This is a genomic window from Fuscovulum blasticum DSM 2131 (genome assembly GCF_003034965.1).
Taxonomy (GTDB): domain Bacteria; phylum Pseudomonadota; class Alphaproteobacteria; order Rhodobacterales; family Rhodobacteraceae; genus Pseudogemmobacter; species Pseudogemmobacter blasticus.
Genome location: NZ_PZKE01000007.1, coordinates 142,125 through 165,687 on the forward strand (window position 1 = coordinate 142,125; position 23,563 = coordinate 165,687).

Genomic DNA, 23,563 nt, shown 5'->3' on the forward strand with positions numbered 1-23,563 from the left:
CCCGAGGAGCAAGCGCATACATCAACGCGCCCACAAGGAAAGCGGCATTTCCGCCAGCGCCCGGCCGGATTGCGGCAATCCGCCACCCGCCGGGCGGGGCCGGCCCGTTCAGGGGGCGGTTGTCACGCCGGCCGGCTGGCCCACCACCACGAAATGCAGCGCCTGCGGCTGGAACAGGCGCGCGGCGACGCGGTTTGCGTCTTCCAGCGTGACGGCCTCGATCTTGGCGTTGCGGGTGTTCACATAGTCGATGGGCAGATCGTCCATCTGCATCCCGACAAGGATGTTCGCGATCGGGCCATTGCCGGAAAAGCGCAGCGGGTAGCTGCCGGTCAGGTAGGTCTTGGTCGCGGCCAGTTCGTCGGCGGTGATGCCTTCGGTTGCGATGCGGGCCCATTCGGCGCGCACGACCTCCATCGCCTCGGCCACCTTTTCGTTCGAGGCGGAGAACTGGCCCATCAGCATTTCGGCCAGATCCATCGGCACCAGATAGGTGCCGATCCCGTAGGTCAGGCCGCGCTTCTCGCGCACCTCGGTCATCAGCCGGGCCGAGAAGCGACCGCCGCCAAGAACCTCGTTCAGGATGAAGGCGGCGAAGAAATCGGGATCGTCGCGGCGGATGCCGCCTTGGCCGAAGAACACCACCGATTGCGGCGAGGGAAAATCCTCGACCGTCACGCCGGGCTTGAGCGTCCAGGGCGCCTGCGGGGGCAGCGGCGCGCCGGTTTCGGGCAGGCCACCCAGCAGCTTGTCCAGCAGGGCGGCCAGTTCGACGGCGGTGATGTCGCCGGCCGCGCCGATGACCACGCGGTCACGGGCCAGCGTGGCCTTGTGGGCGGCGACCAGATCGTCGCGGGTCAGCGCGGCCACCGTTTCGGGCGTGCCCTTGCCGGGGGTGCCATAGGGGTGGTCGCCGAAGGCCAGCCGGTCGAAGATGCGCGGCGCGATCGCGTTGGGGTCCATCGCATCGGAGCGCAGGCCCGACAGCACCTGTTCGCGCACCCGGTCAATCGCATCCTGATCGAAGCGGGGTGCGGTCAGCGCCTGACGCAGCAGGTCGGTGGCGGCGTCGCGGTTTTCGGTCAGCATCCGGGCCGAGACCGACAGCGTGTCGGCGCCCGAATCGAACAGGAAGCTGGCGGCCAGCCCGTCGCGCGCCTCGGCAAAGGCGCGGCTGTCCATGTCGCCGGTGCCTTCCTCGATCAGGCCGGTCATCAGATAGACCGCGCCGCGCTTGCCCGGCGCATCCAGCGAGGTGCCGCCGCGGAATTGCAGTTCCAGCGAGACGAAGGGCAGGCCGTGGTCTTCCACCAGCCAGGCGGTCAGGCCGCCGGGGGTCTTCACCTCTTGAATGGCCACTTCGGCGCGGGCCGGAAGGGCAAGCGTCAGCACCAGCGAGAGGGCCGCGAGAACGGGGCGCAGCATCATTCCTGAATCTCCTCGGGCGCGGGCATCGGCAGGGGGGACGGGGCGGCGCTGTCGGGGGCGGCGGCGCCTTCGGGGGCGGTCAGCCAGCCGGTGACGGCCTGATTGCGGTTCAGCACCTGTGCGGCGACCTTCATCACATCGTCGATGGTGACGGACATCAGCACATCGTCATAGCCCTGGATGTCCTGCACCGACAGGCCGATGGACAGTTCTTCGCCATACATGCGCGCCAGACCCTGCACGTCATCCTTGCCGAAGATTTCCGAGGCGTGCATCTGGGTGCGGATGCGTTCGAAGGCGGCCGGATCGGGGCCTTCGGCCAGGAAGCGGGTCAGGGTTTCGTCCAGCGCGGCTTCGGCGCTGGCCAGGCTGACGCCGGGGGCGGGCACGACATAGACGCCGAAGCTGCTGTCGTCGATCGTGGTGCCGTCATAGAAGGCCGAGGTGTACAGCGCGACCTGGCGGTCGAATTGCAGGGCACGGGCCAGAACCGAGGTTTGGCCGCTGCCGCCCAGCAACTCGGCCAGGATCGACAGGGCGGCGGCATCCTTCTGGTCGCTCGGGTTGCGTTCGGGGGCCAGATAGCTGCGGTAGAGATAGGGTTCGGACACGCGCGGGTCAGACATGGCCAGCCGGCGTTCGGCCAGTTGCGGCGGTTCCTGCGGGCGCAGGCGCGGCGTCAGCCCCTCCGAGGGCGGGATCGGGCCGTAATGCTTTTCGGCCAGCGCGCGCACCTGATCGGGGGTGACATCGCCCGCGATGATCAGGATCGCGTTGTTCGGCGCATAGAAGCGGCGGTAGTAATCCAGCGCGTCTTCGCGGTTCAACTGTTCGATCTCATGCCGCCAGCCGATGACGGGCACGCCATAAGGGCCGTTCAGGTATTGCGCGGCGCGCATCTGTTCGCTGAGCAGGGCGCCGGGGCTGGAATCGGTGCGCTGGGCGCGTTCTTCCAGAATGACCTGCCGCTCGGTGGTGACATCCTCTTCGGTCAGGCGCAGGTTGCGCATCCGGTCGGCTTCCATGCCCATCACCAGATCCAGCCGGTCGGCGGCGATGTGCTGGAAATAGGCGGTGTAATCCCAGGAGGTGAAGGCGTTGTCATCGCCGCCCTGCGCCTCGATCATGGTGGAGAAGGCGCCGGGGGGAATCTTGTCGGTGCCCTTGAACATCAGGTGTTCCAGAAAATGCGCGATGCCCGATTTTCCGGCGGGTTCATCCGCGGCGCCGACCTTGTACCAGATCATCTGAACGGCCACCGGGGCGCGGTGATCCTCGATCACCACCACCTCAAGCCCGTTCTTCAGCGTGAAGGTGGAAACCGTTTCGGCGCGGGCAGCATCCAGCGGGGCCAGGGCCGCGGCAAGGGCAAGAAACAGCGGCAGAAGCCGGCGCAGGGGCAGACGCATGGGATACCTCGGTTGTCCGGGGGCAGGGTGCAAGGGGCGGGCCGGGCGGTCAAGCCGCGCCGGCCGGCACTGTCGCGGATGTGACCGCCGGTTATTCGCCGTCTTTGGGCGGCGGGGCCGAAGGCGTGCGCGCGCCCGCCTTGCGCCAGCGGGCCAGTTCGGCGTGCTGGTCCAGCGACATCTTGCGATAGGCCTTGTAGTACACGTTGACGTTCAGCAACCGTTCCAGCACCAGGCCGTTGTGCTTGCGCCGCCATTCCAGATCTTCGGCGGCCAGCGTCTGGCGGATCGCGCCATCCAGCCCGAAGCGGCTGGCATGGGCAAAGAGCGAGCCATCCGCCGCCGGGATGCCGGTGCTGGCGCCCGGCCGGCCGCCAAGGGCGACCACCGCATCATCCAGCGGGCGCTGGTCGCTGCGGTTCGATCCGCCCGGCGTGGGCGCGGGCAGGTCATTCAGGCTTTCGGGCATTTCCAGCGGCTTCGGCGGGATAATGGCGAATTCATCCGGGCCCTTGGTCCGGATGTTCATCAGCTTGGGGTCGCCCTGGTCGCCGCAACCGGCCAGCGCAAGCGCCGCCATCGTCGCGATGACGCTGAGCCGAACCGTCCTTGCCTGCATTCCGGCCTCCACCTTCGTCTTGCCGTCCGTCTTAACCCAAAGGATTTGCCCCGTCACGGGGTCTTTCGGTCGGGTTTCCCGCGCTTTGGCGGTTTTTGCCCGGTTGATTGCCCGGCAAAAAGCGCCAGACCGGCCGCACCGGCGAAGATCGCGATGTCGGCCACGTTGAAGGCATAGGGATTCTCGAAGCCGCAGCAGGACATGTTCAGGAAGTCGGCCACCGCGCCATGGACCAGCCGGTCCACCACATTGCCAAGCGCGCCGCCGATCAGCAGCCCGGCCGAAATCTGCACGATGCGCGAAGGCCGATCGCGGCGGACCCAGACCCAGACCCAGGCTGCGATGGCCAGCGCGATGGTGATCAGCACCCAGCGGGTCAGGTCGGAATGGCCCGAGAACAGGCCGAAGTTGATGCCCCGGTTCCAGGTCATGCGGAACACAAGGTAGGGTGGCCAGATTTCATAATCGTCTAGAAAGCTTCGATTTTCTAAACCGAGTCCTTTAAGTACGACCAGCTTGCTGGCCTGATCCAGGCCAAAGGTCACAAGGGCGGAAAGCGTGGTGATCCGCATGGTGTCAGTGCCGGAAATGGCGCTGGCCGGTGAAGACCATGGCCAGACCCAGCCGGTCTGCCGCCTCGATCACCGCGCTGTCGTTCATGCTGCCGCCGGGCTGGATCACCGCCGTCGCACCGACCGAGGCGAGCACCTCGATTCCATCGGGGAAGGGGAAGAAGGCATCGGAGGCCGCGACGCAGCCCTTGGCCGGGGTTTCGGGCAGGCCAAGCGCGGTGCCCATCTCGCCGGCCTTGCGGGCGGCGATCATGGTGGAATCGACGCGGCTCATCTGGCCGGCGCCGACGCCGACGGTGGCGCCGTCCTTGACATAGACGATGGCGTTGGACTTGACGTGCTTGGCCACCTTCCAGGCGAAGAACAGGTCTTCCAGTTCCTGCGCCGAAGGGGTGCGGCGGGTGACGACCCGCAGATCGCCCGGGGTGACGCTGTCCACGTCCGAATCCTGCACAAGAAAGCCGCCGGCGACCTGGCGGAAGGCCAGCACGCCGCGCGTCGGGTCGGGCAGGGTTTCGGTGGTCAGCAGGCGCAGGTTCTTCTTCGCCGCGAAGATCGCCTTCGCCTCGTCGCTGGCGCCGGGGGCGATGACGACTTCGGTGAAGATCTTGACGATTTCCTCGGCGGTGGCGGCGTCAAGCGGCTGGTTCAGCGCGACGATGCCGCCGAAGGCCGAGGTCTGGTCGCACTGCCAGGCGCGCAGATAGGCATCGCGCAGGCTGGCGGCCTTGCCCACGCCGCAGGGGTTGGCGTGCTTGATGATGGCGCAGGCCGGGCCTTGGCCTGCAAATTCGGCCACCAGTTCGAAGGCGGCGTCGGTGTCGTTGATGTTGTTGTAGGACAGTTCCTTGCCCTGCCACTGTTTCGCGGTGGCGACGCCGGGGCGGCCCGAGCCATCGGTGTAGAAGGCGGCGGACTGGTGGGGGTTTTCGCCATAGCGCAGGGTCTGCGCCAGCTTGCCGGCAAAGCTGCGGTAGCGCGGCGCGGTTTCGCCGATGGCGCCGGCCATCCAGGTGGAAACGGCGGTGTCATAGGCGGCGGTGCGGGCATAGGCGGTGAGCGCCAGCTTCTGCCGGAAGGCCAGCGTCGTGCCATCCTGTTCGGCCAGTTCGGCCAGCAGGGGGGCGTAATCGGCGGGGTCGGTGACCACGGCGACGAAGGCGTGGTTCTTGGCCGCGGCGCGGATCATCGCGGGGCCGCCGATGTCGATGTTTTCAATGCAGGTGTCGTAATCGGCGCCCTTGGCCACCGTCGCCTCGAACGGGTAAAGGTTCACCACCAGCAGGTCGATCGGGCCGATGCCGTGCTTGGCCATGGCGGCCAGATGGGCGGGGTTGTCGCGCAGCGCCAGAAGGCCGCCATGCACTTTGGGGTGCAGCGTCTTGACCCGGCCATCCATCATCTCGGGAAAGCCGGTCACGTCGCTGACATCCTTCACCGGAAGGCCCGCCTCGCGCAGCAGGGCCGAGGTGCCGCCGGTGGACAGAAGTTCCACCCCATGCCCGTGCAGGGCGCGGGCCAGGTCCAGAAGGCCGGTCTTGTCTGAAACCGAGATCAGGGCGCGGGTGATGCGGACGGGGGCTGTCATGGGGTCTCCGGTGCCTGTCAGAGAGAGACCGGGTCTTCCCGGTCGATGTCGCGGATGCCGGTGGGAGTATCCTGTGCCTTCGCCAAGGTCCAGCCGATGCGCGTTTCATTTTCGCGTGCCCGGCCCGTCAGCACGATGGCCCAGGCGGGGCGGGGCCGCAGGCGGCCGGTTTCCAGATAGACCGAAGGATCAAGCGACAGATGCGCGCGGCCGTCGTGGCGCAGCACCCAGATCTCGCCCGAGCGGAGCTGCATCGAGACGGCGGTGCCGCCCATGTCCAGCGTGGCATCGACATCGGGGTGCAGGTGGAAGCGGATGGTGAAGGCGATGCCGTCCAGCTTCGACCGGGTGAGCAGATCCTGGAACCGGGCGATTTCCGCCGGGGTGGTGGCGGTCAGCGTGTCGGTGCCGGTCAGCAGGCGGCCATTGGTGCTGAGCGAAAGCCGGCGCCCGGCGGTCAGGCCATGGGTGGCCGACCAGCCGTCATGGGCCACATAAACCTCGGCGCCAGTGTCGGCCCAGGTGTTCAGCGCGGTGACGCGGGCGCTGTCGCCCAGGGCGCCGGGCTGTTTCGACGTGCCGAAGCGCGACGAGGAATAGCCCGAGATCGCCAGCGCGGAATGGGATTGCGTGGCGCGTCCCGCAAGCCGCCAGTCTGGCCCGAAGGACAGGCCCGATCCGCAGGACACGATCAGCGGGCGGCGGCCCGAGGTCAGTTCGAAGGCGGCGGTCGAGGCATGGGCGGTGGCGCTGGCCGCGCCGGAAGGCGGGTCGGCGGCATCAAGGATCAGGCTGGTGCGGCCGGCGGAAAGCCGGACGAAGCCCATGGCCTGCGCCAGATGGCCGGGCGGTTTCAGCATGGCCGAAGCCGCCAGCGCCTGATCCAGCCGCCCATCCACCCCGCCGCCGCCGCCGTGGAACCGCGCCAGCCCGCCATCGGCATGGCGCAGCGTGCGCAGGCAGGGGGCGATGCGGTCGATGGCCTGGCCCAGTTCGGGCGGGATGTCGCGGTCGGCCTCGGCCAGGGCGCGGGCGGCCCAGGTCAGCAGCGTCAGGACTTCCAGCAGTTCCTCGGGGTTGCGGGTGGGGATGCCGCCGGCGGCGTCGATCTCGCGCGTGCAGTCGCGCACCAGGGCCGAGGTGGCCGGGGCGACGTGATCCTCCATCCCGATCAGGGCGAGGCTGGCGCAGAGAAGGCCGGTCAGCGCCTCGAACCGGGGCAGGCCGGGGCTGGCGGCCCCGGCGCGGCGGGCAAGAAAGGCGGTCTGCCGGGCCAGGCTGGTGAGCAGCGCATCGCTGGCGGGCTTGTCCTGCCCGTGCAGCAGGAAGATCGCGTGATGCAGAAGCCGGATCACCCGCCGCCCGGTCAGTTCGGGCGACCAGCCGGGGCCGCTACCATTGCCGAAGCGGTCGATCCAGCCGCGGGTCCACCCTTGGGCGATGCGCCGCGCCTCGGGCGTGCCGACGGCGACCAGATCGTCCAGCCAGGCAAAGCCCTGCGCTTCGGCGGCAAAGGCGGCGTCGGGTGCGGGAATGTCCCACAACAGGGCGCCGGGGGCTTCGACCAGGTGGCCGGCGAACAGGATGTTGCCCGACACCAGTTGCTTGCCACGGGCGTAAAGCCCCATCGAGCGCGGTTCGGGCTGCGAGACGAAGCCGGTGGCCGCAGCGACGCGGCCCGCACGCCAGACGGCAATGCGGTTGGCCAGCCCGGCCCGGCGTTCTGCTGTGCCTTCCCTGCCCATGCGCCCAGATGCCTGTCAAACCCTGTCCGGGTTATCCCCGGATCGCAGCCGGAACCTTACCGTCAAGCGGGGGCGCTGTCACGCGCCGCACCCCCGCGCTGTTGACGCAGCCGTCAGACCAGATGGTCAACCCGTTCCAGATACTGGGCCATCTGCCGCGTCTGGTCGAGCCAGCGCAGCACGAGTTTCGGATCGCGCGGCGCGGAATGGACGCCGGCGGGGATTTCGCGGTTCATCACCGCCTCGACCGCCATCGACACCGGGACCGAGACCATCCGGCTCATGGCGCTGCCGCGCGCATCGCCCCAGGCATCCATCGCCCAGGTTTCATGGAACACGGGCCGCCCGTCGCGTTCGGCCTTGAGCGAGACGAACAGCACCACCCGGTCGGGTTCGCCCGGCGCGTAGCTGTTTTCCTTGAGCAGGTCTTCGGCCATCTCGTTCAGGCGGGCGTCGATTTCGGCATCGGGGCGGCCTTCCAGGCCTTCGACGGTGCGGAAGATGCCGTCCCAGGCCTCGGCCCAGCCTTTCAGGCGGATGGTGCCGCGCACGAAATCGCGCAGCTTCCAGGCCGGGTCGAAGTGGTAATCCTCGATGAAGGGATAGCTGTCGCGGTTCGGATAGACTTCAAACGCCTCGGGCTGCGGCAGGGGGGCGGTATAGTCGGTGATCGCATCCCACGGGCGGTTCACCCGCAGTTCGGAAAAGTTCCTCAGGCTGCGCGAGGGCGAGCGCAGCGCCTTGAGCACGCCGGCGGGGGCCCAACTGAACTTGTAGCGGAAGGGGTTGGGAATCCGGGGAATCCCGCCGCAATAGGACAGGAAGGACAGCTCGTTGTCGGGGTGACAGACCTTCGACGCGCGGTAGCGGGCCACAAGGTCATGCGCCATCAGGTGATCAAGCCCCGGATCAAGGCCGCTTTCGTTCTGGCTGACCAGACCCTTTTCGCGGAAGGCGGGGTCCAGGGCGCGCATCTCGGGCGAGATGTAGCTGGAGGAGACGAAGTTCGCGCCCTTTTCCAGACAGATCCGGGCGATGCCGACGTGATGGTCGGCGGGCAGCATCGACACGGCCACGTCGCCGGGTTGCAGCGCGGCGGCCAGGGCTTCCAGCGAATAGAGACGGATGTCGGTGGTGATGTCGCCGACCAGATCCTGCGCCTGGTCAAGATAGCGGTTCCAGACCGCAACAGGATGGCCCGCCTCGATCAGGCGCCGCAGGCCGGGCCCCGAGGACAGGCCGGTTCCGCACCAGTGGATCATCATCGTCATTCTCCCAGATTTGCCCCGGGAACGGGGCAGGAATTGGCGCAAGCCTCCGGGCGGGGGCTTGCGGGGGCGTGGCTTACAGCAGGGCGCTGCGGCGGTCGAACTCGGCCCGGGCGCGGCCCCAGACACCGGCGGACAGGTCTGTCAGCGTCAGGAGCGAGGGCAGAAGCTGGGCCGCATAGTCCTGCGAGGATTCCACCGGCATCAGCGAGGGCAGGTTGTCGATGGCGGTCACGTCCAGCGGCGGGGTGTCATGGACACGCAGCGCGGGCGCCTGCCAGTCGGTGATGCGGTCATAGACCTTGATCGGCGAGAATTCCGAGCTGGGATCGCAGGCGATGTCGCCGATCACCGTCATCTTGCGGGCGGGGTCGGCCTTGGCGCTGGCCGGCACGAAGACCGGGCAGCCGGGACGCGCCAGGATGCAGTTGAGGAAGATTTCATGCTGCAACACCTGCGGGAACGGCCCGCCGCTGGCGGTTTCGGCCCGGCCCCAAAGCGTGGTGGCAACGCCCATGGCTTCGCACAGGTCGGCGGCCCCGGTGCCGACGCGGCCGGACGCGCCGATGATCAGCGCGCGGGGGCGTTCCAGACCCTTCAGGTCTTCCTCCAGCGCAGACAGCAGGGCCGCGCGCGAGGGCACCTTCGAGATCGGCGGGCAGATGCCGCCGCGTTGCTGGGCGGCCCAGCATTGCAGGCTGACGGCGGCGCCGGCAAAGCCCGCCCAGTAGCCGAAGGCGGCCACGCGGCGGCCGGTTTCATCGACCAGATATTCCAGATCATACAGCGCGCCCCCGCCGGCGGCGAAGCGGCGCAGCAGTTCCTGCCCGGCGGGCTGGCCCTTGAAGGCATGGCCGAACATGATGTGGCGGTGCGGCAGCGGGGTGCCGTCTTCCGGCAGTTCCTTGAGACCGAAGATGATGGCGTCGCGCGGGGCGTCGGGCCAGGAATTTTCGGGCACGATCTCGGCCCCGGCGGCGCGGTAGCCGTCGATGGGGATGGCGCGGACAGAGGATTCCTCGACCGAGACGCGGATACCGGCCGCGATCAGCGCCGAAACGCCTTCAGGCAGCAGCCCCACGCGCTCTTCGTTCGGGCGTTGTTCTGCCCTGATCCAGAGATGAGTCATGCGTCCCCCTTCGCATCGGTCTGATTTCGCCGCACTCCTTACTGCCCGGCCAAGGCGCCGTCCAGCCGCAGCGAGGCGTGTTCGGACCCTGCGTCACGCTGCAATGCAGCGATGCCGCCGCAGCGACGAATTGTCGCGACAGGGGGAAATCTTGCATTAGACTTCAAGGGAAAAGCCGGAGGAGGCGCCTCGACTCCGGGCAGACGGGAGGAGACGGGATGAACAAGGTGATCGCCACGGTCTGCGTGATAAGCTGGTCGGGCTTCTGGGCCTTCGGCTATCTGGCGCTGACCGCCGGGGTGGAAAACACCGGCCATGTGACGGTGGCGCTTCTGCTGGCCGCGGCGGGGTTGTTCACCGGGGTCTTCACCTATCTGAAGATTGCCCGCAGCACCGATCCGCAGCGCTGGCGCCATGTGCGCCAGTCAGAACAGGGCTGACGCGGCGGCGGTCCGGTCAGGGCCGCCCTGGCCTTGCGCCCAGCCGTTCGGCGGCGTCGATCAGCGCCGCCAGCATGGGGGTTTGCGGGTCGCGCTTCGGCGCGATCAGGCCGACAAGATGTTCCGCTTCGGGGTCAACCAGCGGGATCACGCGCAACTGGCCGCCGGCGGCGAACAGGGTGGCCAGCCGCATCGGCACCACGCTGGACCAGGCGCCGGTCATCACATGTGACACCAGCGCGATGGTCGAATTCGATTCGATGGTCGGCGCGGCGCGCACGCCCGCCTCGGCCAGATGCTGGTTGACGATGCGGCGGTTCTGCATGTCGCCGGTCAGCAGGCACAGCGGTTCGCCCGCGGCCTCGGCCCAGGTGACGCGCTCGCGGGCGGCAAGCGGGCTGCCGGGGGCGCAGAGGAAACGGTAGAATTCGGTGTAAAGCGGCACGCGGCTGACGCGGCCCAGCGGTTCGTTGTCCAGATAGGTGATGCCGGCATCCAGATCGAGACTGTCCAGCCCGGCCAGGATTTCGGTGCTGGTGCGCGACAGGATCTGCACCCGCAGGCCGGGGTGGCGGGTCAGGAAGGGGCGGGTCAGGTCGGCCACCATGGGCAGGGCGGTGGGAATGACCCCCAGCCGCAGGTTGCCGGTAAGGCCGGTCTTCAGGCTGCGCATCTCATCCTTCAGCGCGCGGGTATCGCCCACGATGCGCAGCGCGCGGTCCAGCACGCGCTGGCCTTCCGGTGTGAGGCCCTGAAAACTGCGGCCCCGGAACACAAGCTGCACGCCAAGCTGATCCTCAAGCTGGCGGATGGCCGAGGAGAGCGAGGGCTGCGTCACGCCGCAGGCTTCGGCCGCGCGGCCGAAGTGGCGTTCGCGGGCAAGGGCGATGAACATTTCCAGCTTGTCGATCATGGGCGCCAAGGTGCCGCGCCCGCCCGGCCACGGCAAGCGGCGAAAGCGGGGGGTGCCAGCGCGCAGGGTTTCCCTTGTCGGGGGGCGGGGAAGCGCCTACCTCTGCGACATGCGCCATCTCATCCCCTTTCTGCCCAAACCGGCCACCGTGCCCGTCATTCGCCTGCAGGGCACCATCGGCTCGGGCGGGCGGGCGCTGAGTGATGCGGCCCTTGCGCCGCTGATCGAACGCGCCTTCACCCGCGGCAAGCCGGCCGCCGTGGCGCTGGTGATCAACTCGCCCGGCGGATCGGCGGCGCAATCCAGCCTGATCGCGGCGCGCATCCGCCGGCTGGCGGATGAGAAGAAGGTGCCCGTCCATGCCTTCGTCGAGGACATCGCGGCCTCGGGCGGCTATTGGCTGGCCTGCGCGGCGGATGACATCTGGGTGGATGCCAGTTCCATCGTCGGCTCGATCGGGGTGATCTTCTCGGGCTTTGGCTTCCATGAGCTGATGCAGCGGCAGGGGGTGGAGCGGCGTGTTCACACCGCCGGGCGGTCAAAGAGCTTTGCCGATCCGTTCAAGCCGCAGACGGATGAGGATGTGGCCCGGATCCGGGCGCTGCTGTCGCCGCTGCACGAGAATTTCATCGCCCATGTGAAGGCCCGCCGCGGCGCGCGGCTGGACCCGGCGGCCGACCTGTTCAATGCTGACATCTGGGTCGGGCAGGCGGCGGTGGGGCTGGGGCTGGTGGATGGGCTGGCGCATCTGAAGCCCAAGCTGATGGAGCTTTACGGCGAGAAGGTGCGGCTGGTGCCGCTGACGCAGAAGCGCAGCCTGGCGCAGCGCTTCGGGCTGGCCGCCGCCGATACGGCGATGGCGGCGGTGGAAGAGCGGGCGCTATGGTCGGGATACGGGCTGTGACATGCTGGTGAAGACCATCCTGATCTTTCTGCTGGCCATGGCTCTGGTGGGCATGGTCGGCAAGCTGCTGTTCCCCAACAGCCTGCCCGGGCTGGGTCGCCGGAAGGGGGCGTTCTGCCCCGATTGCGGCCGCCCCAGGATCGGGCGCGGCACCTGCGACTGCCGGGGGCGCAAATGACGGCGCTGGTCACAGGGGCCGGGCGCCGGCTGGGGCGCGCGATGGCGCTGTATCTGGCCCGGCGCGGCCATGACGTGGCCGTGCATTACGCCGGTTCGGGCCCCGAGGCCGAGGCGGTGGCAGACGAGATCCGCGCCCTGGGGCGCCGTGCCGTCACGCTGCAGGCCGACCTTCTGGACGAGGCGCAGGTTGAGACGCTGGTCGAGCGCGCGGGCGCCGCGCTGGGGCCGCTGACGGTGCTGGTGAACAATGCCTCGATCTTTGAATACGACCGGATCGACACCGCCACCCGCACCAGTTGGGACCGGCATATCGAATCGAACCTGCGCGCGCCCTATGTGCTGATCCAGCACTTTGCCCGCCAGTGCCCGCCCGCCGTGCCGGATGCGGCGGGCGAGCCGCTGGCGCAGGGGCTGGTGGTGAACATGATCGACCAGCGGGTCTGGAAGCCCACGCCCGAGTTCTCGACCTATACCATCGCCAAGATGGGGCTGTGGGCGCTGACCCAGACGGCGGCGCAGGGGCTGGCGCCGCAGATCCGCGTCAATGCCATTGGCCCGGGCCCCACGCTGCGCGGCGCGCGGCAAAGCGAGGAACACTTTTCGCGGCAGCGCGCGGCGACCATCCTCAACCGCGGTGCGAACGAGGGCGATATTGTTGCCGCGCTTGGATTTTTCCTGGATGCGCCTGCCGTGACCGGGCAGATGATCGCCGTGGACGGGGGGCAGCACCTGGCCTGGAAGACCCCGGATGTGCTGGGCGTCGAGTGACCCGAGGGAAGTTGTCCACTTCGAACACGCATTTCACAGACACGTTACAAAAACTGCTGGAATCTCAGGTATTTGTCAGACGTGAAATTTTCTTTCCTTTATAAACAACGGGTTGCCAGTCTGCCTGTTTTTTGTGCAAGTCGTTGCAAGGGCCCTGAAATCAGGGGATTCCGGCCCGGGGCGAAATCTTCTCCCCGCAGTTATCCACAGAAACCGTGGACAGCTTTCCTCTTGCCCGGGGGCGTGGTTCAGTGCAGCACCCCCGAAGAATCGATGACTTAGAAACCGGACAATTCGCATGACCGACGCCCCCCGCACCGGGCATGAGGTGATTCAGGATTACCTGCGCACGCTGGACGCCTCTCCCGGGGTCTATCGTATGCTGAATGCCGCATCCGAGGTGCTGTATGTCGGCAAGGCGCGCAATCTGAAGGCGCGGGTGTCGAACTATGCCCGGCCTTCGGGCCATTCGGCGCGGATCGCGCGGATGATCGACGAAACGGCGTCGATGATGTTCCTGACCACGCGCACCGAGGTTGAGGCGCTGCTGCTGGAACAGAACCTGATCAAGCAGCTCAAGCCGCGCTACAACGTGCTGATGCGGGACGACAAGAGCTTCCCGAACATACTGATCGGCAAGGAACACCCGTTTCCGCAGTTGAAGAAGCACCGGGGCGCGAAGAAGGAGAAGGGCAGCTATTTCGGCCCCTTCGCCAGCGCGGGGGCGGTGAACCGCACACTGAACCAGTTGCAGAAGGTGTTTCTGCTGCGCAATTGCAGCGACAGCATGTTCGCCGGGCGCAGCCGGCCCTGCCTGCAATTCCAGATCAAGCGCTGCGCGGCGCCTTGCGTGGGCAAGGTGAACGAGGTGGCCTATGCCGGGCTGGTGGCCGATGCCGAGCGGTTCCTGCAAGGCAAGTCCACCACGGTGCAGGCCGATCTGGCCAAGGCGATGGCCGAGGCCAGCGAGGCGATGGAGTTCGAGCGCGCCGCCGCGCTGCGTGACCGCATCCGCGCGCTGACGGCGGTGCAGTCGGCGCAGGGCATCAACCCGCGCGGCGTGGCCGAGGCGGATGTGGTGGCGCTGCATCTGGACCATGGTCAGGCCTGCGTGCAGGTGTTCTTTATCCGGGCGCATCAAAGCTGGGGCAACCGGGATTTCTATCCGAAAACCGGGTCGGGCGCGGAAGAGCCGGAAATCCTTGAGGCGTTCCTCACGCAGTTCTACGACGACAAGGACCCGCCCCGGCTGATCCTGCTGTCGCATGGCGTTGAAAACCCCGATCTGGTGGCGCAGGCGCTGTCTGACCGGGCGGGGCGCAAGGTTGAACTGGCGGTGCCCCTGCGCGGCGAAAAGGCCGAGCTGGTGGAGAACGCCACCCGCAACGCCCGCGAAAGCCTGGCGCGGCGGATGTCGGAATCCAGCACGCAGATGAAGCTGTTGCAGGGTCTGGCCGAGGCCTTCGATCTGGACGGCCCGCCGCAGCGGATTGAAGTCTACGACAACGCCCATATCCAGGGCGCCGATGCCGTGGGCGGCATGATCGTTTCCGGGCCGGAAGGCTTTGTCAAATCGCAGTATCGCAAGTTCAACATCCGGTCGGAAGCGGGCGCGAACAGCGATGACTTCGGCATGATGCGCGAAGTGCTGACCCGCCGGTTCGAGCGGCTGCTGAAGGAAGACCCCGACCGCCGGGGCGACACCTGGCCCGACCTCTTGCTGATCGACGGCGGGCAGGGGCAGGTTTCGGCGGTGATGGAAATCCTGTCCGCCCTGGGGGTGGAGGATATTCCCGTGGTTGGCGTGGCCAAGGGCATCGACCGCGACGCCGGGAAAGAGGAATTCCACCGCCCCGGCGAGGCGGCCTTTGCGCTGCAACGCAATGACCCGGTGCTATATTTCGTGCAGCGCCTGCGCGACGAGGCGCACCGCTGGGCCAATGGCGCGCATCGGGCCAAGCGGTCCAGGGCGGTGGCGGCAACGCCGCTGGATGAAATTCCCGGCGTGGGCGCCACGCGCAAGCGGGCGCTTCTGGCGCATTTCGGCAGCGCCAAGGCGGTATCACGCGCGGCCCTGCCCGACCTGATGGCGGTGGACGGCATTTCGCAGGCCATGGCCGAGACGGTCTACAATTTCTTCCACCGCGACTAGGGCAGCTTGCGGCCGGAAACCTGTTGGTAAGGAAGCGCGCCCAGGATGGGGGCCTGCTTTCCTGACGGTGATACCGATGCACGGCCCGACGCCTGCCCTGTTGCCCCCCGCCCCGCCGGATGCCGGTTTCGGCTTTGGCGAACTGATCTATTCGCGCACCGATGCGCGCGGGGTGATCCTGTCCGGCAATGCCGTGTTCCAGCGGATGACCGGGATCGACTGGCGCGATCTGATCGGGGCACCGCACCGGGCGATCCGCCACCCCGACATGCCGGCGGGGTTCTTCCATCTGTTCTGGTCGCTGCTGCAACAGGGGGAACCGGCGGTCGGCTATGTGCGCAACCGCCGCAAGGACGGGGCCGGTTACTGGGTGCTGGCCGCCGCCATGCCCTGCGAGGGGGGCTATTTCTCGGTGCGGATGCGGCCGTCAGCCCCGCTGTTCGGCACGCTGCGCGACCTGTATGCCCGCCTGCGCCGGCGCGAGGTTGACGAGGGCCTGTCGCCCCAGGCTTCGGCCGACGAACTGGCGGGGCAGCTTTCCGGTCTGGGGTTTTCCGGCTATGACGCCTTTGCCGCCCGCGCCGTGACCGAAGAGATGCGCGCCCGCAACCGGGCGCTTGGGCGCGACCCGGACCCCCGGGTCGAGGCGCAGGCGCTGCTGTTGGGGCTGCTGGAGGAAACCCTGCAGGAACAGGCGCGGCTGATGGCCCGCTTTGCCGATCTGCTGATCCTGCCGGTGAACATGCGCCTTGCCGCCGCCCGGCTTGAGGCGCAGGGCGGCCCGCTGAGCCAGATCGCCGTCAATTACAAGACCGCCTCGGACGAGATTTCGCGCCGGCTGTCCGCGTTCGTCTCAGGCCGGGAAAACCCCTGCGCCCGCATGGCCCATGCCCTGCGGCGAAGCCTGATCCTTTCGGGCTGTGCCGGGTTGCAGGAGGAACTGGTGCAGACCTATGACCGCCAGCCCGGCGGCTATCACGGGGTTGAAAGGCGGGTGGAACTGCCGATGCTGCGGGCGGTCCGGGCGCAGAACATGGCCCGCGCCCGCGCCTTGCTGGAGGAGGCGGCGCATCAGGCCGGGGTGCTGAACGCGGTCAGCAATGACCTGCGGCGCATGATCCTGGGGTTGGATACCATCCGTATCCTGGCCCGGGTGGAAAGCCGCAAGTCGGCCGAAAGCCAGGATGCGCTGACCGCCACCATCGACCGGATCGACAGCGTGCAGGCCGCGATCTCGGGCAGTCTGCGGGCAATGATGGACCGGACGCTGGCCATGGAACATGGTCTGGCCGCCCTGCGCGACCACAGGCCGCAGGCCGGGCTTGCCGCGGAATGACGGCAAAGGGGAAGGCCAAGCGCCCCGCCCGCGCCGTTATCATGGCAAGCCGCTCTTCCCACGCCGGGTTGCATCGGCTACCAATCCGGTATGACCTGGACGATCCCCAATACCCTGACGTTCATCCGTCTGCTCGCGGCCCCCGGCGTGGCGCTGATGTTCCTGTATTTCCATCGCCCCTGGGCCGACTGGTTCGCCCTTGGCCTGTTCGTGGGCGCCGCCATCACCGACTGGTTCGATGGCTATCTGGCCCGGCTGTGGAAACAGGAATCGAAGTTCGGCGCCATGCTGGACCCGATCGCCGACAAGGCGATGGTGGTGATCGCGATCATGGTGCTGACCGGCTATAACGGGATGAATCCCTGGCTGATCCTGCCGGCCACGGTGATCCTGTTCCGCGAGGTGTTTGTCGGCGGCTTGCGCGAATTCCTGGGCCAGAAGAGCGGCTTGCTCAAGGTGACGAAGCTGGCCAAGTGGAAGACCACGGCGCAGATGGTGGCGATTGCCGCGCTGTTCCTTGGCACCGGGCTGGAATATCTGAACGGCGTGGCGATGCAGGGCATGACGCCCGAACAATATGCCGAGGCGGTCAGCCATGGCCTGGCCGACCCGATCCGCGCCTGCGGCAAGCGTGACTGCGCGTCCTTCGCCAATATCGCCGGTCTGGTGCTGATCTGGATCGCGGCGGGGCTGACGGCGCTGACGGGCTGGGAATATTTCACGAAGGCCAAGCCCTTCCTGAAGGAAGACCCATGATCGACATCCTGTATTTCGCCTGGGTGCGCGAACGGGTGGGTGTGCCGCGCGAACGGGTGGAAACGGCGGCGCCGACGGTGGCCGCGCTGGTTAAGGAGCTGGCCGCGCGGGAAGACCGCTATGCGCTGGCCTTTGCCGACCGGGCCAGCCTGCGGGTGGCGCTGGATCAGCGCCTGGCCGATTTCGACGCGCCGCTGGCGGGGGTGCGCGAGGTGGCGTTCTTTCCGCCGATGACCGGGGGCTGAGATGCGGGTCGCGGTGCAATCCGCGCCTTTCGATCTGGGGGCCGAGGCGGCGCGGTTCGCGGCGGCGGTGCCGGGGGCGGGGGCCGTTGTCACCTTCACCGGGCTGGTGCGCGACAATGGCGGTGCGCTGGCCGCGATGGAGATCGAGCATTATCCCGGCATGACCGAAACGGCGATCAGTGCCATGGTGGACGAGGCTGCCCGGCGCTGGGCGCTGGTCGATGCGCTGGTGATCCACCGCTTCGGGCGGCTGGCGGCGGGCGAGGCGATCATGATGGTCGCCACCGCCGCGACGCACCGGGCGGCGGCCTTTGACGCGGCCGAGTTCCTGATGGACTACCTGAAATCCCGCGCCCCGTTCTGGAAGAAGGAAATCGGCGCGTCGGGGACGGAATGGGTGGCCGCAAGGGACGCAGACGAGGCGGCCCTGAAACGGTGGTAGCGCTCCGGTCCGCCTAGGCGCCCGCCGGTGCCTGCCCGAACCGCACCGCCCAGCAGGGTTGCAGGTCGCCCGGCATCGGGCGGGCCAGGAACACCGCCCGGGCAATGGCGCGGGCCAGGCAGGTGGCGGCGGCATGGCCAAGCTGGAACGTGTCGGTCACCGGGTCGGCCAGCGCCCGCGCGCCGGTGGCGGCGGCAAAGACCAGATCCCCGTCCAGCGGCGTGTGCGAAGGGACCAGCGCGCGGGCCATGCCGTCATGCGCGGCCACCGCCAGACGGTGCGCCTGCGCCTTGGTCAGCGCGGCATCGGTGGCGACGATGGCGATGGTCGTCGCCTCGCCCAGCCGCTTGGTGGGCAGGGGGGCGGGCAGCGGCACCTGCGGCGCGGGGCCAAGGCCGCCAAATTCGCGGCCCTGTTCGAAGGGGGCCGCCCAGAAATGCCCCGTCTCGCCCACCGTGGCCGAGCCAAGCGCGTTCACCGCCACCAGCGCGCCCACGGTCAGCCCCGAGGGCAGCACGCAGGAGGCCGACCCCAGCCCGCCCTTCAGCGTGCCGGTCATCGCGCCGAAACCGGCGCCGGCGGTGCCAAGGGCGAAGCGGCGATCAGCCGCCCGCAGCGCGGCGGCCCCCAGGGCGGCATAGGGGTTCGCGGTCCAGTCCTTCTGCCCGCCGTTCAGCAGGTCAAACAGGATGGCACCCGGCACGATGGGCACGCGCGCCGGCCCCACGGCAAAGCCCCTGCCCATGGCGCGCAAGCCGTCCATCACGCCGGAACAGGCGTCCAGCCCGAAGGCCGATCCGCCGGACAGCACCAGCGCATCCACCGCCTGCACCATGCGGTCGGGGGCAAGCAGGTCGGTCTCGCGGGTGCCGGGGGCGCCGCCCATCACATGCACGCTGGCGGTGAAGGGCTGGTCGGCGGTCAGCACGGTGACGCCCGAGCGCAGGGTTTCATCCTGCGCCTGGCCCACCCGCAGGCCGGCGACATCGGTGATCAGGTTCAGCGGTCCGGGCTGCATGGCGCGTCCTTTCGGGTCATGGCGCAGCCTAGCGGGGAAGGGGGCGGCGGGGGAAGGGGCACGGGTCTTGCGCCCGGTGCCGGGTTGCGGCACTGTTTGCCCCGAGCCGTGGCGATGGCGTCGCCACAGGGGCACTGGCCCTTCTGCTTGCGGAGCTTCCGCCTTCGTCCTGTACGCCGGGACCTTTCGGGGTCTCGCCGCGACAGGGGCATTCCCCGGCCACATGGGGTCTGACATGACAGTGAACCGTCCCGAACAGTACCGCTTTCACAACGGCGGCCAGAAGCACACGCTGCCCTTTGCCGATGAGGAATATCACGACCGGCTGGAGGGCCTGCGTGACATCATGGAGCTGCATGATCTGGATGCGGTTGTGCTGACCAGTATGCACAACATCGCCTATTATTCCGGGTTCCTGTATTGCAGCTTTGGCCGGCCCTATGCGGCGGTGGTGACGAAGACCGACTGCATCACCGTCAGCGCGGGCATTGACGCGGGCCAGCCCTGGCGGCGCAGCATCGGCGACAACATCACCTATACCGACTGGGCGCGCGACAATTTCTGGTGCGTGGTGGCGGGGATCACCGGCACCGGCAAGGCCATCGGCTGCGAGGCCGATCACCTGACCATGGAGCGGGCCGAGAAGCTGAACACCTTTTTGCGGCCGAAGCGCGGTGTGGATGTCAGCGCTGCAACGATGCAGCAGCGGATGATGAAATCCGCGGCCGAGATCGCGCTGATCAAGCATGGTGCCAATGTGGCCGATGTGGGCGGCTATGCCATCCGCGAGGCAATTGCCGAAGGGGCGAGCGAGCTGGAAATCGCGATCGCCGGGCGGGACGCGATGGAGCGCGAGATCGCGAAGCGGTTTCCCGATGCGGAATACCGCGACACCTGGGTCTGGTTCCAGTCGGGCCTGAACACCGACGGGGCGCATAACCCGGTGACGAACCGCAAGCTGCGGCGCGGCGACATTCTCAGCCTGAACTGCTTTCCGATGATCAGCGGCTATTACACCGCGCTGGAGCGGACGCTGTTCCTGGGCGAGGTGGACCCGGCCAGCCTGAAGGTTTGGGAGGCGAACGTGGCCGCGCATGAATACGGCATGAGCCTGCTGAAACCGGGCGTGTCCTGCGCGGCGGTGACGGCGCAGATCAACGATTTCCTGTCCGAGCGGCAGATGCTGCAATACCGCACCTTCGGCTATGGCCACAGCTTCGGCGTTCTCAGCCATTACTACGGCCGCGAGGCGGGGCTGGAACTGCGCGAGGACATCGACACCGTGCTTGAGCCGGGCATGGTGATCAGCATGGAGCCGATGCTGACCATTCCCGATGGCCAGCCCGGCGCGGGCGGTTATCGTGAGCATGACATTCTGGTCATCACCGAGGACGGGGCCGAGAATATCACCGGCTATCCTTACGGTCCGGGCTTCAACGTGGTGGGCTGATCAAAGCGTCACGGTCCTGTCACGGCCCTGTCGCGGGGCCGTGACCTGCGGGGGCCATTCCTCTGGCCGATTGAAGCGAACCAGAGGACTGGCCCCATGCGTTTTCCCCATCTCTGCCTGACCTCGGCCCTTGCGCTGGCTGCGGCCCTGCCCGCGCTGGCCGAGCCGGTGTTCAACCGCGTTGCATCCTTTGCCACGCCCGACAACATGGCCGAGGGCGAGGACCGCGCCCGCGCCACCAGCGCCGAGATCATCACCGCGACCGAGGACGGGATGACGCTGATCTATTCCGACAGCCCGCTGGGCGTGATCGGGATGGTGGACATTACCGACCCCGCCGCGCCCAGGCCGCTGGGCAATGTGGCGATGGGCGGCGAGCCGACGACGACGGTGGTGATCGGCGGGCTGGCCTTCGCCGGGGTGAACACCAGCGAAAGCCGCGCCGCGCCTTCGGGCAAGCTGGTGACGGTGGATCTGGCGAAAAAGGCCGTGGTGGCCGAATGTGATCTGGGCGGTCAGCCGGATTCGGTGGCCCGCGCGCCGGACGGCAGTTTCATCGCCGTTGCCATCGAGAACGAGCGGGATGAGGACGTGGCCGATGGCGACCTGCCGCAGATGCCGGCGGGCTATGTCGTCCGGCTGCCGGTCAAGGATGGCGCGGTGGATTGCGCCGGGTTGCAGAAGATCGACGTGACCGGGCTGGCCGAGGTGGCCCCCGAAGACCCCGAGCCCGAGTTCCTGGCGGTGAACGAGGCGGGCGAGATCGTGGTGACCTTGCAGGAGAACAACCACATCCTGGTGATCGGCGCGGATGGCAAGGTGGCCAGCCATTTCAGCGCCGGGGCGGTGGATCTGGACGGGATCGACACGAAAAAGGACGGGCGGCTGGATTTCACCGGCAGCGCCAAGGGCGTGCTGCGCGAACCCGACGGGGTGAAGTGGATCGACGCCGATCATTTCGTGACGGCGAACGAGGGCGACTGGAAGGGCGGATCGCGGTCTTTCACCATTTGGAAGAAGGACGGGACGGTGGTCTACGAATCGGGCGCCAGCCTTGAGCGCGAGATTGCCGCCATCGGGCATTACCCCGATTTCCGCAACAAGAAGGGCGCCGAGCTGGAATCGGTTGAAGTGGCCACCTTCGACGGCGCGCGGCTGTTGTTCGTGGCGTCGGAACGGGCGTCCATCGTGGCGGTCTATGACCTGACCGATCCGGCGGCGCCGGTGTTGAAGCAGCTTCTGCCGTCGGGCGTGTCGCCCGAGGGGATGGTGGCCCTTCCGGCGCGCGGCCTGCTGGCCACCGCGAATGAGGTGGACCTGCGGGAAGACGGTCTCGCCCCGGCGCATGTGATGGTTTACGCGCGGGCCGAAGGCACGGCCGCCTATCCGATGATCACCAGCGCGGGCAGCGATCCGCTGATCGGCTGGGCGGCGCTGTCGGCGCTGGCGGCCGACCCGGCCACGCCGGGCCGGCTTTATGCCGCCAATGACTCGGCCCTGGGGGCGGCGCCCACGATCTATACCATCGACGCGACGCAGGTGCCGGCCCGGATCACGGCGGCGCTGCCGGTGACGCGCGGCGGCGACCCGGCGCAACTGATGGACATCGAGGGGCTGGCCGCCGATGGCGAGGGCGGCTTCTGGATCGCCACCGAGGGCCGCAGCGACAAGATGGTTCCGCATGGCATCGTGCATGTGAACGACAAGGGCGAGATCAGGGAAACCATCGGCCTGCCGCCGGAACTGGCGGCCAACGAAACCCGCTTCGGGTTCGAAGGCATCACGGTTGCGGGCAATGTGCTGTGGCTGGCGGTGCAGCGCGAATGGGCGGACGATCCGAAGGGCATGGTCAAGCTGGTGGCCTATGACACCAAGGAAAAGACCTGGGGCGCGGTGCATTACCCGCTGGATGCCCCGGCCAAGGGCGCCTGGATGGGGCTTTCGGAAATCACCCTGCACGGCGACTGGGTCTATGTCGTGGAACGCGACAACCAGATTGCCGACAAGGCGGCGGTGAAGAAGATCTATCGCGTGAAGGCCGCCGATCTGGCCCCGGCCAAGCTGGGCGAGGCGCTGCCGGTGGTGCAGAAGGAACTGGTCCGCGACCTGCTGCCCGACCTGAAGGTGCTGAACGGCTATGTTCCCGACAAGGTGGAAGGCTTCGCCATCGACGCCGGGGGAATCGGTTGGGTCGTGACCGACAATGACGGCATCGACGACAGCTCGGGCGAGACGCTGTTCTGGTCTCTTGGCAAGCTCTAGGCCTGCCGGCGGGGTTGAATCCGGCCCCGGCACCCGTTGCCGGGGCCGTTTTTCGCTTGTTTCACAAGACTCAGGCTTGACGCCGGCCCCCCCGCTCGGGCCATGGTGCGCGCCATAGCTGCCTTAACGTCCGAGTCTCACCGTGACCTTCAGTCTTGCCCGACTTGCGGCCATTCTGGCCCTTCCGCTTCTTGCTGCCTGCGGCGGCCCCCGACCTGCCGACACGCCCCCCGGAACGCTGCCGGGATATGAGGCGGTGCAGGATGGCGAATTCCTGATCCCCGCTGTCGAGCGGAAAGACCTGATCGAAGGCAATGTCCGCACCGAGGTGGACTATGCCGGCGATGAAAAGCCCGGGACCATCGTCGTCGATATTTTCGCGCGCAAACTTTACTGGGTGATGGAGGGCGGCCGCGCCGTCCGCTATGGCATTGCCGTCGGGCGCGAGGGGCTGTCGTTCAAGGGCAACGGCTATATCGGGCGCAAGCGGGAATGGCCGTCGTGGCAGCCCACGGCGAACATGCTGCGCACCCGCCCCGACATGTATGGCGACTATGCCGCCGGCTTGCCGGGCGGGCTGAACAACCCGCTGGGCGCGCGGGCGCTGTATCTGTATCGCGGCGGCCGCGACACGATGTTCCGCATCCACGGCACCATCGAGAACGCGTCCATCGGGCGAGCCACCAGCGCGGGCTGCATCCGGCTGTTCAACCAGGATGCGATTGACCTGTATGAGCGGGTCGATACCGGCGCCCGTGTCAAGGTGCGCACGCTGGATGAAAGCGTGGCGCTGGAAGGGCCGATGATGGACGATGCCTATGGCCGCGTCGTGCCGGCAACGCCCGAGAACATGGCCAAGAAGGAAAAGGACGCCGCCGCCGTTGCCGCCTATGAGGCGCGCGAAGCCGAGCGCAAGGCGAAGGAAGCCGAAGCCGCCCG

General features: G+C 67.8%; 21 protein-coding genes and 1 pseudogene. 12 read left to right on the forward strand and 10 right to left on the reverse strand.

Annotated elements, in window-relative coordinates; all coding sequences use genetic code 11:
* Positions 1–108: 108 nt before the first annotated feature.
* The 8 genes from C5F44_RS09295 to C5F44_RS09330 form a co-directional block, all read right to left on the reverse strand.
* Entirely contained in the window at positions 109–1,428 is a 1,320-nt protein-coding gene (locus C5F44_RS09295; protein WP_107673249.1) for a M16 family metallopeptidase, read from the reverse strand.
* Entirely contained in the window at positions 1,425–2,837 is a 1,413-nt protein-coding gene (locus C5F44_RS09300) for a M16 family metallopeptidase (RefSeq protein ID WP_107673250.1), read from the reverse strand. Before C5F44_RS09300 ends, C5F44_RS09295 begins: the two co-directional genes overlap by 4 nt.
* Before the next feature lie 91 nt (positions 2,838–2,928).
* Positions 2,929–3,456, reverse strand: a complete 528-nt coding sequence (locus tag C5F44_RS09305; RefSeq protein ID WP_107673251.1) for a DUF3035 domain-containing protein — start codon at positions 3,454–3,456, stop codon at positions 2,929–2,931.
* Between the two features lie 53 nt (positions 3,457–3,509).
* Positions 3,510–4,028 (reverse strand): signal peptidase II, encoded by a 519-nt coding sequence (gene lspA / locus C5F44_RS09310; RefSeq protein WP_107673252.1) that lies wholly within the window; start codon positions 4,026–4,028, stop codon positions 3,510–3,512.
* Positions 4,029–4,032: 4 nt separating this feature from the next.
* Entirely contained in the window at positions 4,033–5,616 is a 1,584-nt protein-coding gene (purH, locus tag C5F44_RS09315; RefSeq protein ID WP_107673253.1) for a bifunctional phosphoribosylaminoimidazolecarboxamide formyltransferase/IMP cyclohydrolase, read from the reverse strand.
* Between the two features lie 17 nt (positions 5,617–5,633).
* A complete protein-coding gene (locus C5F44_RS09320; RefSeq protein ID WP_107673254.1) occupies positions 5,634–7,361 on the reverse strand; it encodes a heparinase II/III family protein in 1,728 nt (575 codons plus the stop codon).
* 113 nt (positions 7,362–7,474) lie between these two features.
* Positions 7,475–8,626 (reverse strand): saccharopine dehydrogenase C-terminal domain-containing protein, encoded by a 1,152-nt coding sequence (locus tag C5F44_RS09325; protein WP_107673308.1) that lies wholly within the window; start codon positions 8,624–8,626, stop codon positions 7,475–7,477.
* A gap of 79 nt (positions 8,627–8,705) precedes the next feature.
* Positions 8,706–9,758: a saccharopine dehydrogenase gene (locus C5F44_RS09330; protein ID WP_107673255.1), complete on the reverse strand. Its 1,053-nt coding sequence runs from the start codon at positions 9,756–9,758 to the stop codon at positions 8,706–8,708.
* Between the two features lie 218 nt (positions 9,759–9,976).
* On the opposite strand from C5F44_RS09330, the gene C5F44_RS09335 reads away from it, so the two are divergent.
* Entirely contained in the window at positions 9,977–10,198 is a 222-nt protein-coding gene (locus tag C5F44_RS09335) for a hypothetical protein (RefSeq protein ID WP_107673256.1), read from the forward strand.
* A gap of 16 nt (positions 10,199–10,214) precedes the next feature.
* Here C5F44_RS09335 and C5F44_RS09340 read toward each other — a convergent pair whose 3' ends face one another.
* The gene (locus C5F44_RS09340) at positions 10,215–11,111 is read right to left on the reverse strand and encodes a LysR family transcriptional regulator (RefSeq protein ID WP_107673257.1); all 897 of its coding nucleotides are present in this window, start codon (positions 11,109–11,111) and stop codon (positions 10,215–10,217) included.
* Between the two features lie 109 nt (positions 11,112–11,220).
* Here C5F44_RS09340 and C5F44_RS09345 point away from each other — a divergent pair, with 109 nt between their 5' ends.
* The 8 genes from C5F44_RS09345 to C5F44_RS09375 all read left to right on the forward strand — a co-directional run bounded on the left by C5F44_RS09345 (position 11,221) and on the right by C5F44_RS09375 (position 17,894).
* Positions 11,221–12,015 carry a S49 family peptidase gene (locus tag C5F44_RS09345; RefSeq protein ID WP_107673258.1) on the forward strand — a complete coding sequence of 265 codons (795 nt, stop codon included), beginning with the start codon at positions 11,221–11,223 and terminating at the stop codon, positions 12,013–12,015.
* A gap of 1 nt (position 12,016) precedes the next feature.
* Complete coding sequence (locus C5F44_RS17990) at positions 12,017–12,193, forward strand: hypothetical protein (RefSeq protein ID WP_181318235.1); 177 nt, start codon at positions 12,017–12,019, stop codon at positions 12,191–12,193.
* A complete protein-coding gene (locus C5F44_RS09350; protein WP_107673259.1) occupies positions 12,190–12,963 on the forward strand; it encodes an SDR family oxidoreductase in 774 nt (257 codons plus the stop codon). The genes C5F44_RS17990 and C5F44_RS09350 overlap by 4 nt, the downstream gene beginning before the upstream one ends.
* 298 nt (positions 12,964–13,261) lie before the next feature.
* Positions 13,262–15,115, forward strand: coding sequence for an excinuclease ABC subunit UvrC (uvrC, locus tag C5F44_RS09355; protein WP_107673260.1), 1,854 nt, complete (start codon positions 13,262–13,264; stop codon positions 15,113–15,115).
* Between the two features lie 76 nt (positions 15,116–15,191).
* A complete protein-coding gene (locus tag C5F44_RS09360; RefSeq protein ID WP_107673261.1) occupies positions 15,192–16,451 on the forward strand; it encodes a PAS domain-containing protein in 1,260 nt (419 codons plus the stop codon).
* A gap of 90 nt (positions 16,452–16,541) precedes the next feature.
* Positions 16,542–17,207 (forward strand): CDP-diacylglycerol--glycerol-3-phosphate 3-phosphatidyltransferase, encoded by a 666-nt coding sequence (pgsA, locus tag C5F44_RS09365; RefSeq protein WP_107673262.1) that lies wholly within the window; start codon positions 16,542–16,544, stop codon positions 17,205–17,207.
* The gene (gene moaD, locus C5F44_RS09370) at positions 17,204–17,452 is read left to right on the forward strand and encodes a molybdopterin converting factor subunit 1 (RefSeq protein ID WP_107673263.1); all 249 of its coding nucleotides are present in this window, start codon (positions 17,204–17,206) and stop codon (positions 17,450–17,452) included. Before pgsA ends, moaD begins: the two co-directional genes overlap by 4 nt.
* A gap of 1 nt (position 17,453) precedes the next feature.
* Complete coding sequence (locus tag C5F44_RS09375; RefSeq protein WP_107673264.1) at positions 17,454–17,894, forward strand: molybdenum cofactor biosynthesis protein MoaE; 441 nt, start codon at positions 17,454–17,456, stop codon at positions 17,892–17,894.
* Between the two features lie 13 nt (positions 17,895–17,907).
* On the opposite strand, the gene C5F44_RS09380 is transcribed toward C5F44_RS09375, so the two are convergent.
* Positions 17,908–18,912, reverse strand: a complete 1,005-nt coding sequence (locus C5F44_RS09380; protein WP_107673265.1) for a P1 family peptidase — start codon at positions 18,910–18,912, stop codon at positions 17,908–17,910.
* A gap of 241 nt (positions 18,913–19,153) precedes the next feature.
* Here C5F44_RS09380 and C5F44_RS09385 point away from each other — a divergent pair, with 241 nt between their 5' ends.
* The 3 genes and pseudogenes from C5F44_RS09385 to C5F44_RS09395 all read left to right on the forward strand — a co-directional run.
* Complete coding sequence (locus C5F44_RS09385; protein WP_107673309.1) at positions 19,154–20,362, forward strand: M24 family metallopeptidase; 1,209 nt, start codon at positions 19,154–19,156, stop codon at positions 20,360–20,362.
* A gap of 96 nt (positions 20,363–20,458) precedes the next feature.
* Positions 20,459–22,624: an esterase-like activity of phytase family protein gene (locus tag C5F44_RS09390; RefSeq protein ID WP_107673266.1), complete on the forward strand. Its 2,166-nt coding sequence runs from the start codon at positions 20,459–20,461 to the stop codon at positions 22,622–22,624.
* A 142-nt stretch (positions 22,625–22,766) separates the two neighbouring features.
* Positions 22,767–23,492 (forward strand): annotated as a pseudogene (locus C5F44_RS09395) (L,D-transpeptidase); the annotation flags it as partial.
* Positions 23,493–23,563: the final 71 nt, after the last annotated feature.

What these genes read in the sequence shown, in the direction of transcription:
- C5F44_RS09375 (WP_107673264.1), top strand. Translation starts at nt 17,454, where the DNA reads ATGCGGGTCGCGGTGCAATCCGCGCCTTTCGATCTGGGGGCCGAGGCG.
- C5F44_RS09380 (WP_107673265.1), bottom strand. Translation starts at nt 18,912, where the DNA reads ATGCAGCCCGGACCGCTGAACCTGATCACCGATGTCGCCGGCCTGCGG.
- C5F44_RS09320 (WP_107673254.1), bottom strand. Translation starts at nt 7,361, where the DNA reads ATGGGCAGGGAAGGCACAGCAGAACGCCGGGCCGGGCTGGCCAACCGC.
- C5F44_RS09390 (WP_107673266.1), top strand. Translation starts at nt 20,459, where the DNA reads ATGCGTTTTCCCCATCTCTGCCTGACCTCGGCCCTTGCGCTGGCTGCG.
- C5F44_RS09350 (WP_107673259.1), top strand. Translation starts at nt 12,190, where the DNA reads ATGACGGCGCTGGTCACAGGGGCCGGGCGCCGGCTGGGGCGCGCGATG.
- C5F44_RS09305 (WP_107673251.1), bottom strand. Translation starts at nt 3,456, where the DNA reads ATGCAGGCAAGGACGGTTCGGCTCAGCGTCATCGCGACGATGGCGGCG.
- C5F44_RS09300 (WP_107673250.1), bottom strand. Translation starts at nt 2,837, where the DNA reads ATGCGTCTGCCCCTGCGCCGGCTTCTGCCGCTGTTTCTTGCCCTTGCC.
- C5F44_RS09330 (WP_107673255.1), bottom strand. Translation starts at nt 9,758, where the DNA reads ATGACTCATCTCTGGATCAGGGCAGAACAACGCCCGAACGAAGAGCGC.
- C5F44_RS17990 (WP_181318235.1), top strand. Translation starts at nt 12,017, where the DNA reads ATGCTGGTGAAGACCATCCTGATCTTTCTGCTGGCCATGGCTCTGGTG.
- C5F44_RS09360 (WP_107673261.1), top strand. Translation starts at nt 15,192, where the DNA reads ATGCACGGCCCGACGCCTGCCCTGTTGCCCCCCGCCCCGCCGGATGCC.
- pgsA (WP_107673262.1), top strand. Translation starts at nt 16,542, where the DNA reads ATGACCTGGACGATCCCCAATACCCTGACGTTCATCCGTCTGCTCGCG.
- moaD (WP_107673263.1), top strand. Translation starts at nt 17,204, where the DNA reads ATGATCGACATCCTGTATTTCGCCTGGGTGCGCGAACGGGTGGGTGTG.
- C5F44_RS09295 (WP_107673249.1), bottom strand. Translation starts at nt 1,428, where the DNA reads ATGATGCTGCGCCCCGTTCTCGCGGCCCTCTCGCTGGTGCTGACGCTT.
- C5F44_RS09325 (WP_107673308.1), bottom strand. Translation starts at nt 8,626, where the DNA reads ATGATGATCCACTGGTGCGGAACCGGCCTGTCCTCGGGGCCCGGCCTG.
- C5F44_RS09340 (WP_107673257.1), bottom strand. Translation starts at nt 11,111, where the DNA reads ATGATCGACAAGCTGGAAATGTTCATCGCCCTTGCCCGCGAACGCCAC.
- C5F44_RS09345 (WP_107673258.1), top strand. Translation starts at nt 11,221, where the DNA reads ATGCGCCATCTCATCCCCTTTCTGCCCAAACCGGCCACCGTGCCCGTC.
- C5F44_RS09335 (WP_107673256.1), top strand. Translation starts at nt 9,977, where the DNA reads ATGAACAAGGTGATCGCCACGGTCTGCGTGATAAGCTGGTCGGGCTTC.
- uvrC (WP_107673260.1), top strand. Translation starts at nt 13,262, where the DNA reads ATGACCGACGCCCCCCGCACCGGGCATGAGGTGATTCAGGATTACCTG.
- purH (WP_107673253.1), bottom strand. Translation starts at nt 5,616, where the DNA reads ATGACAGCCCCCGTCCGCATCACCCGCGCCCTGATCTCGGTTTCAGAC.
- lspA (WP_107673252.1), bottom strand. Translation starts at nt 4,028, where the DNA reads ATGCGGATCACCACGCTTTCCGCCCTTGTGACCTTTGGCCTGGATCAG.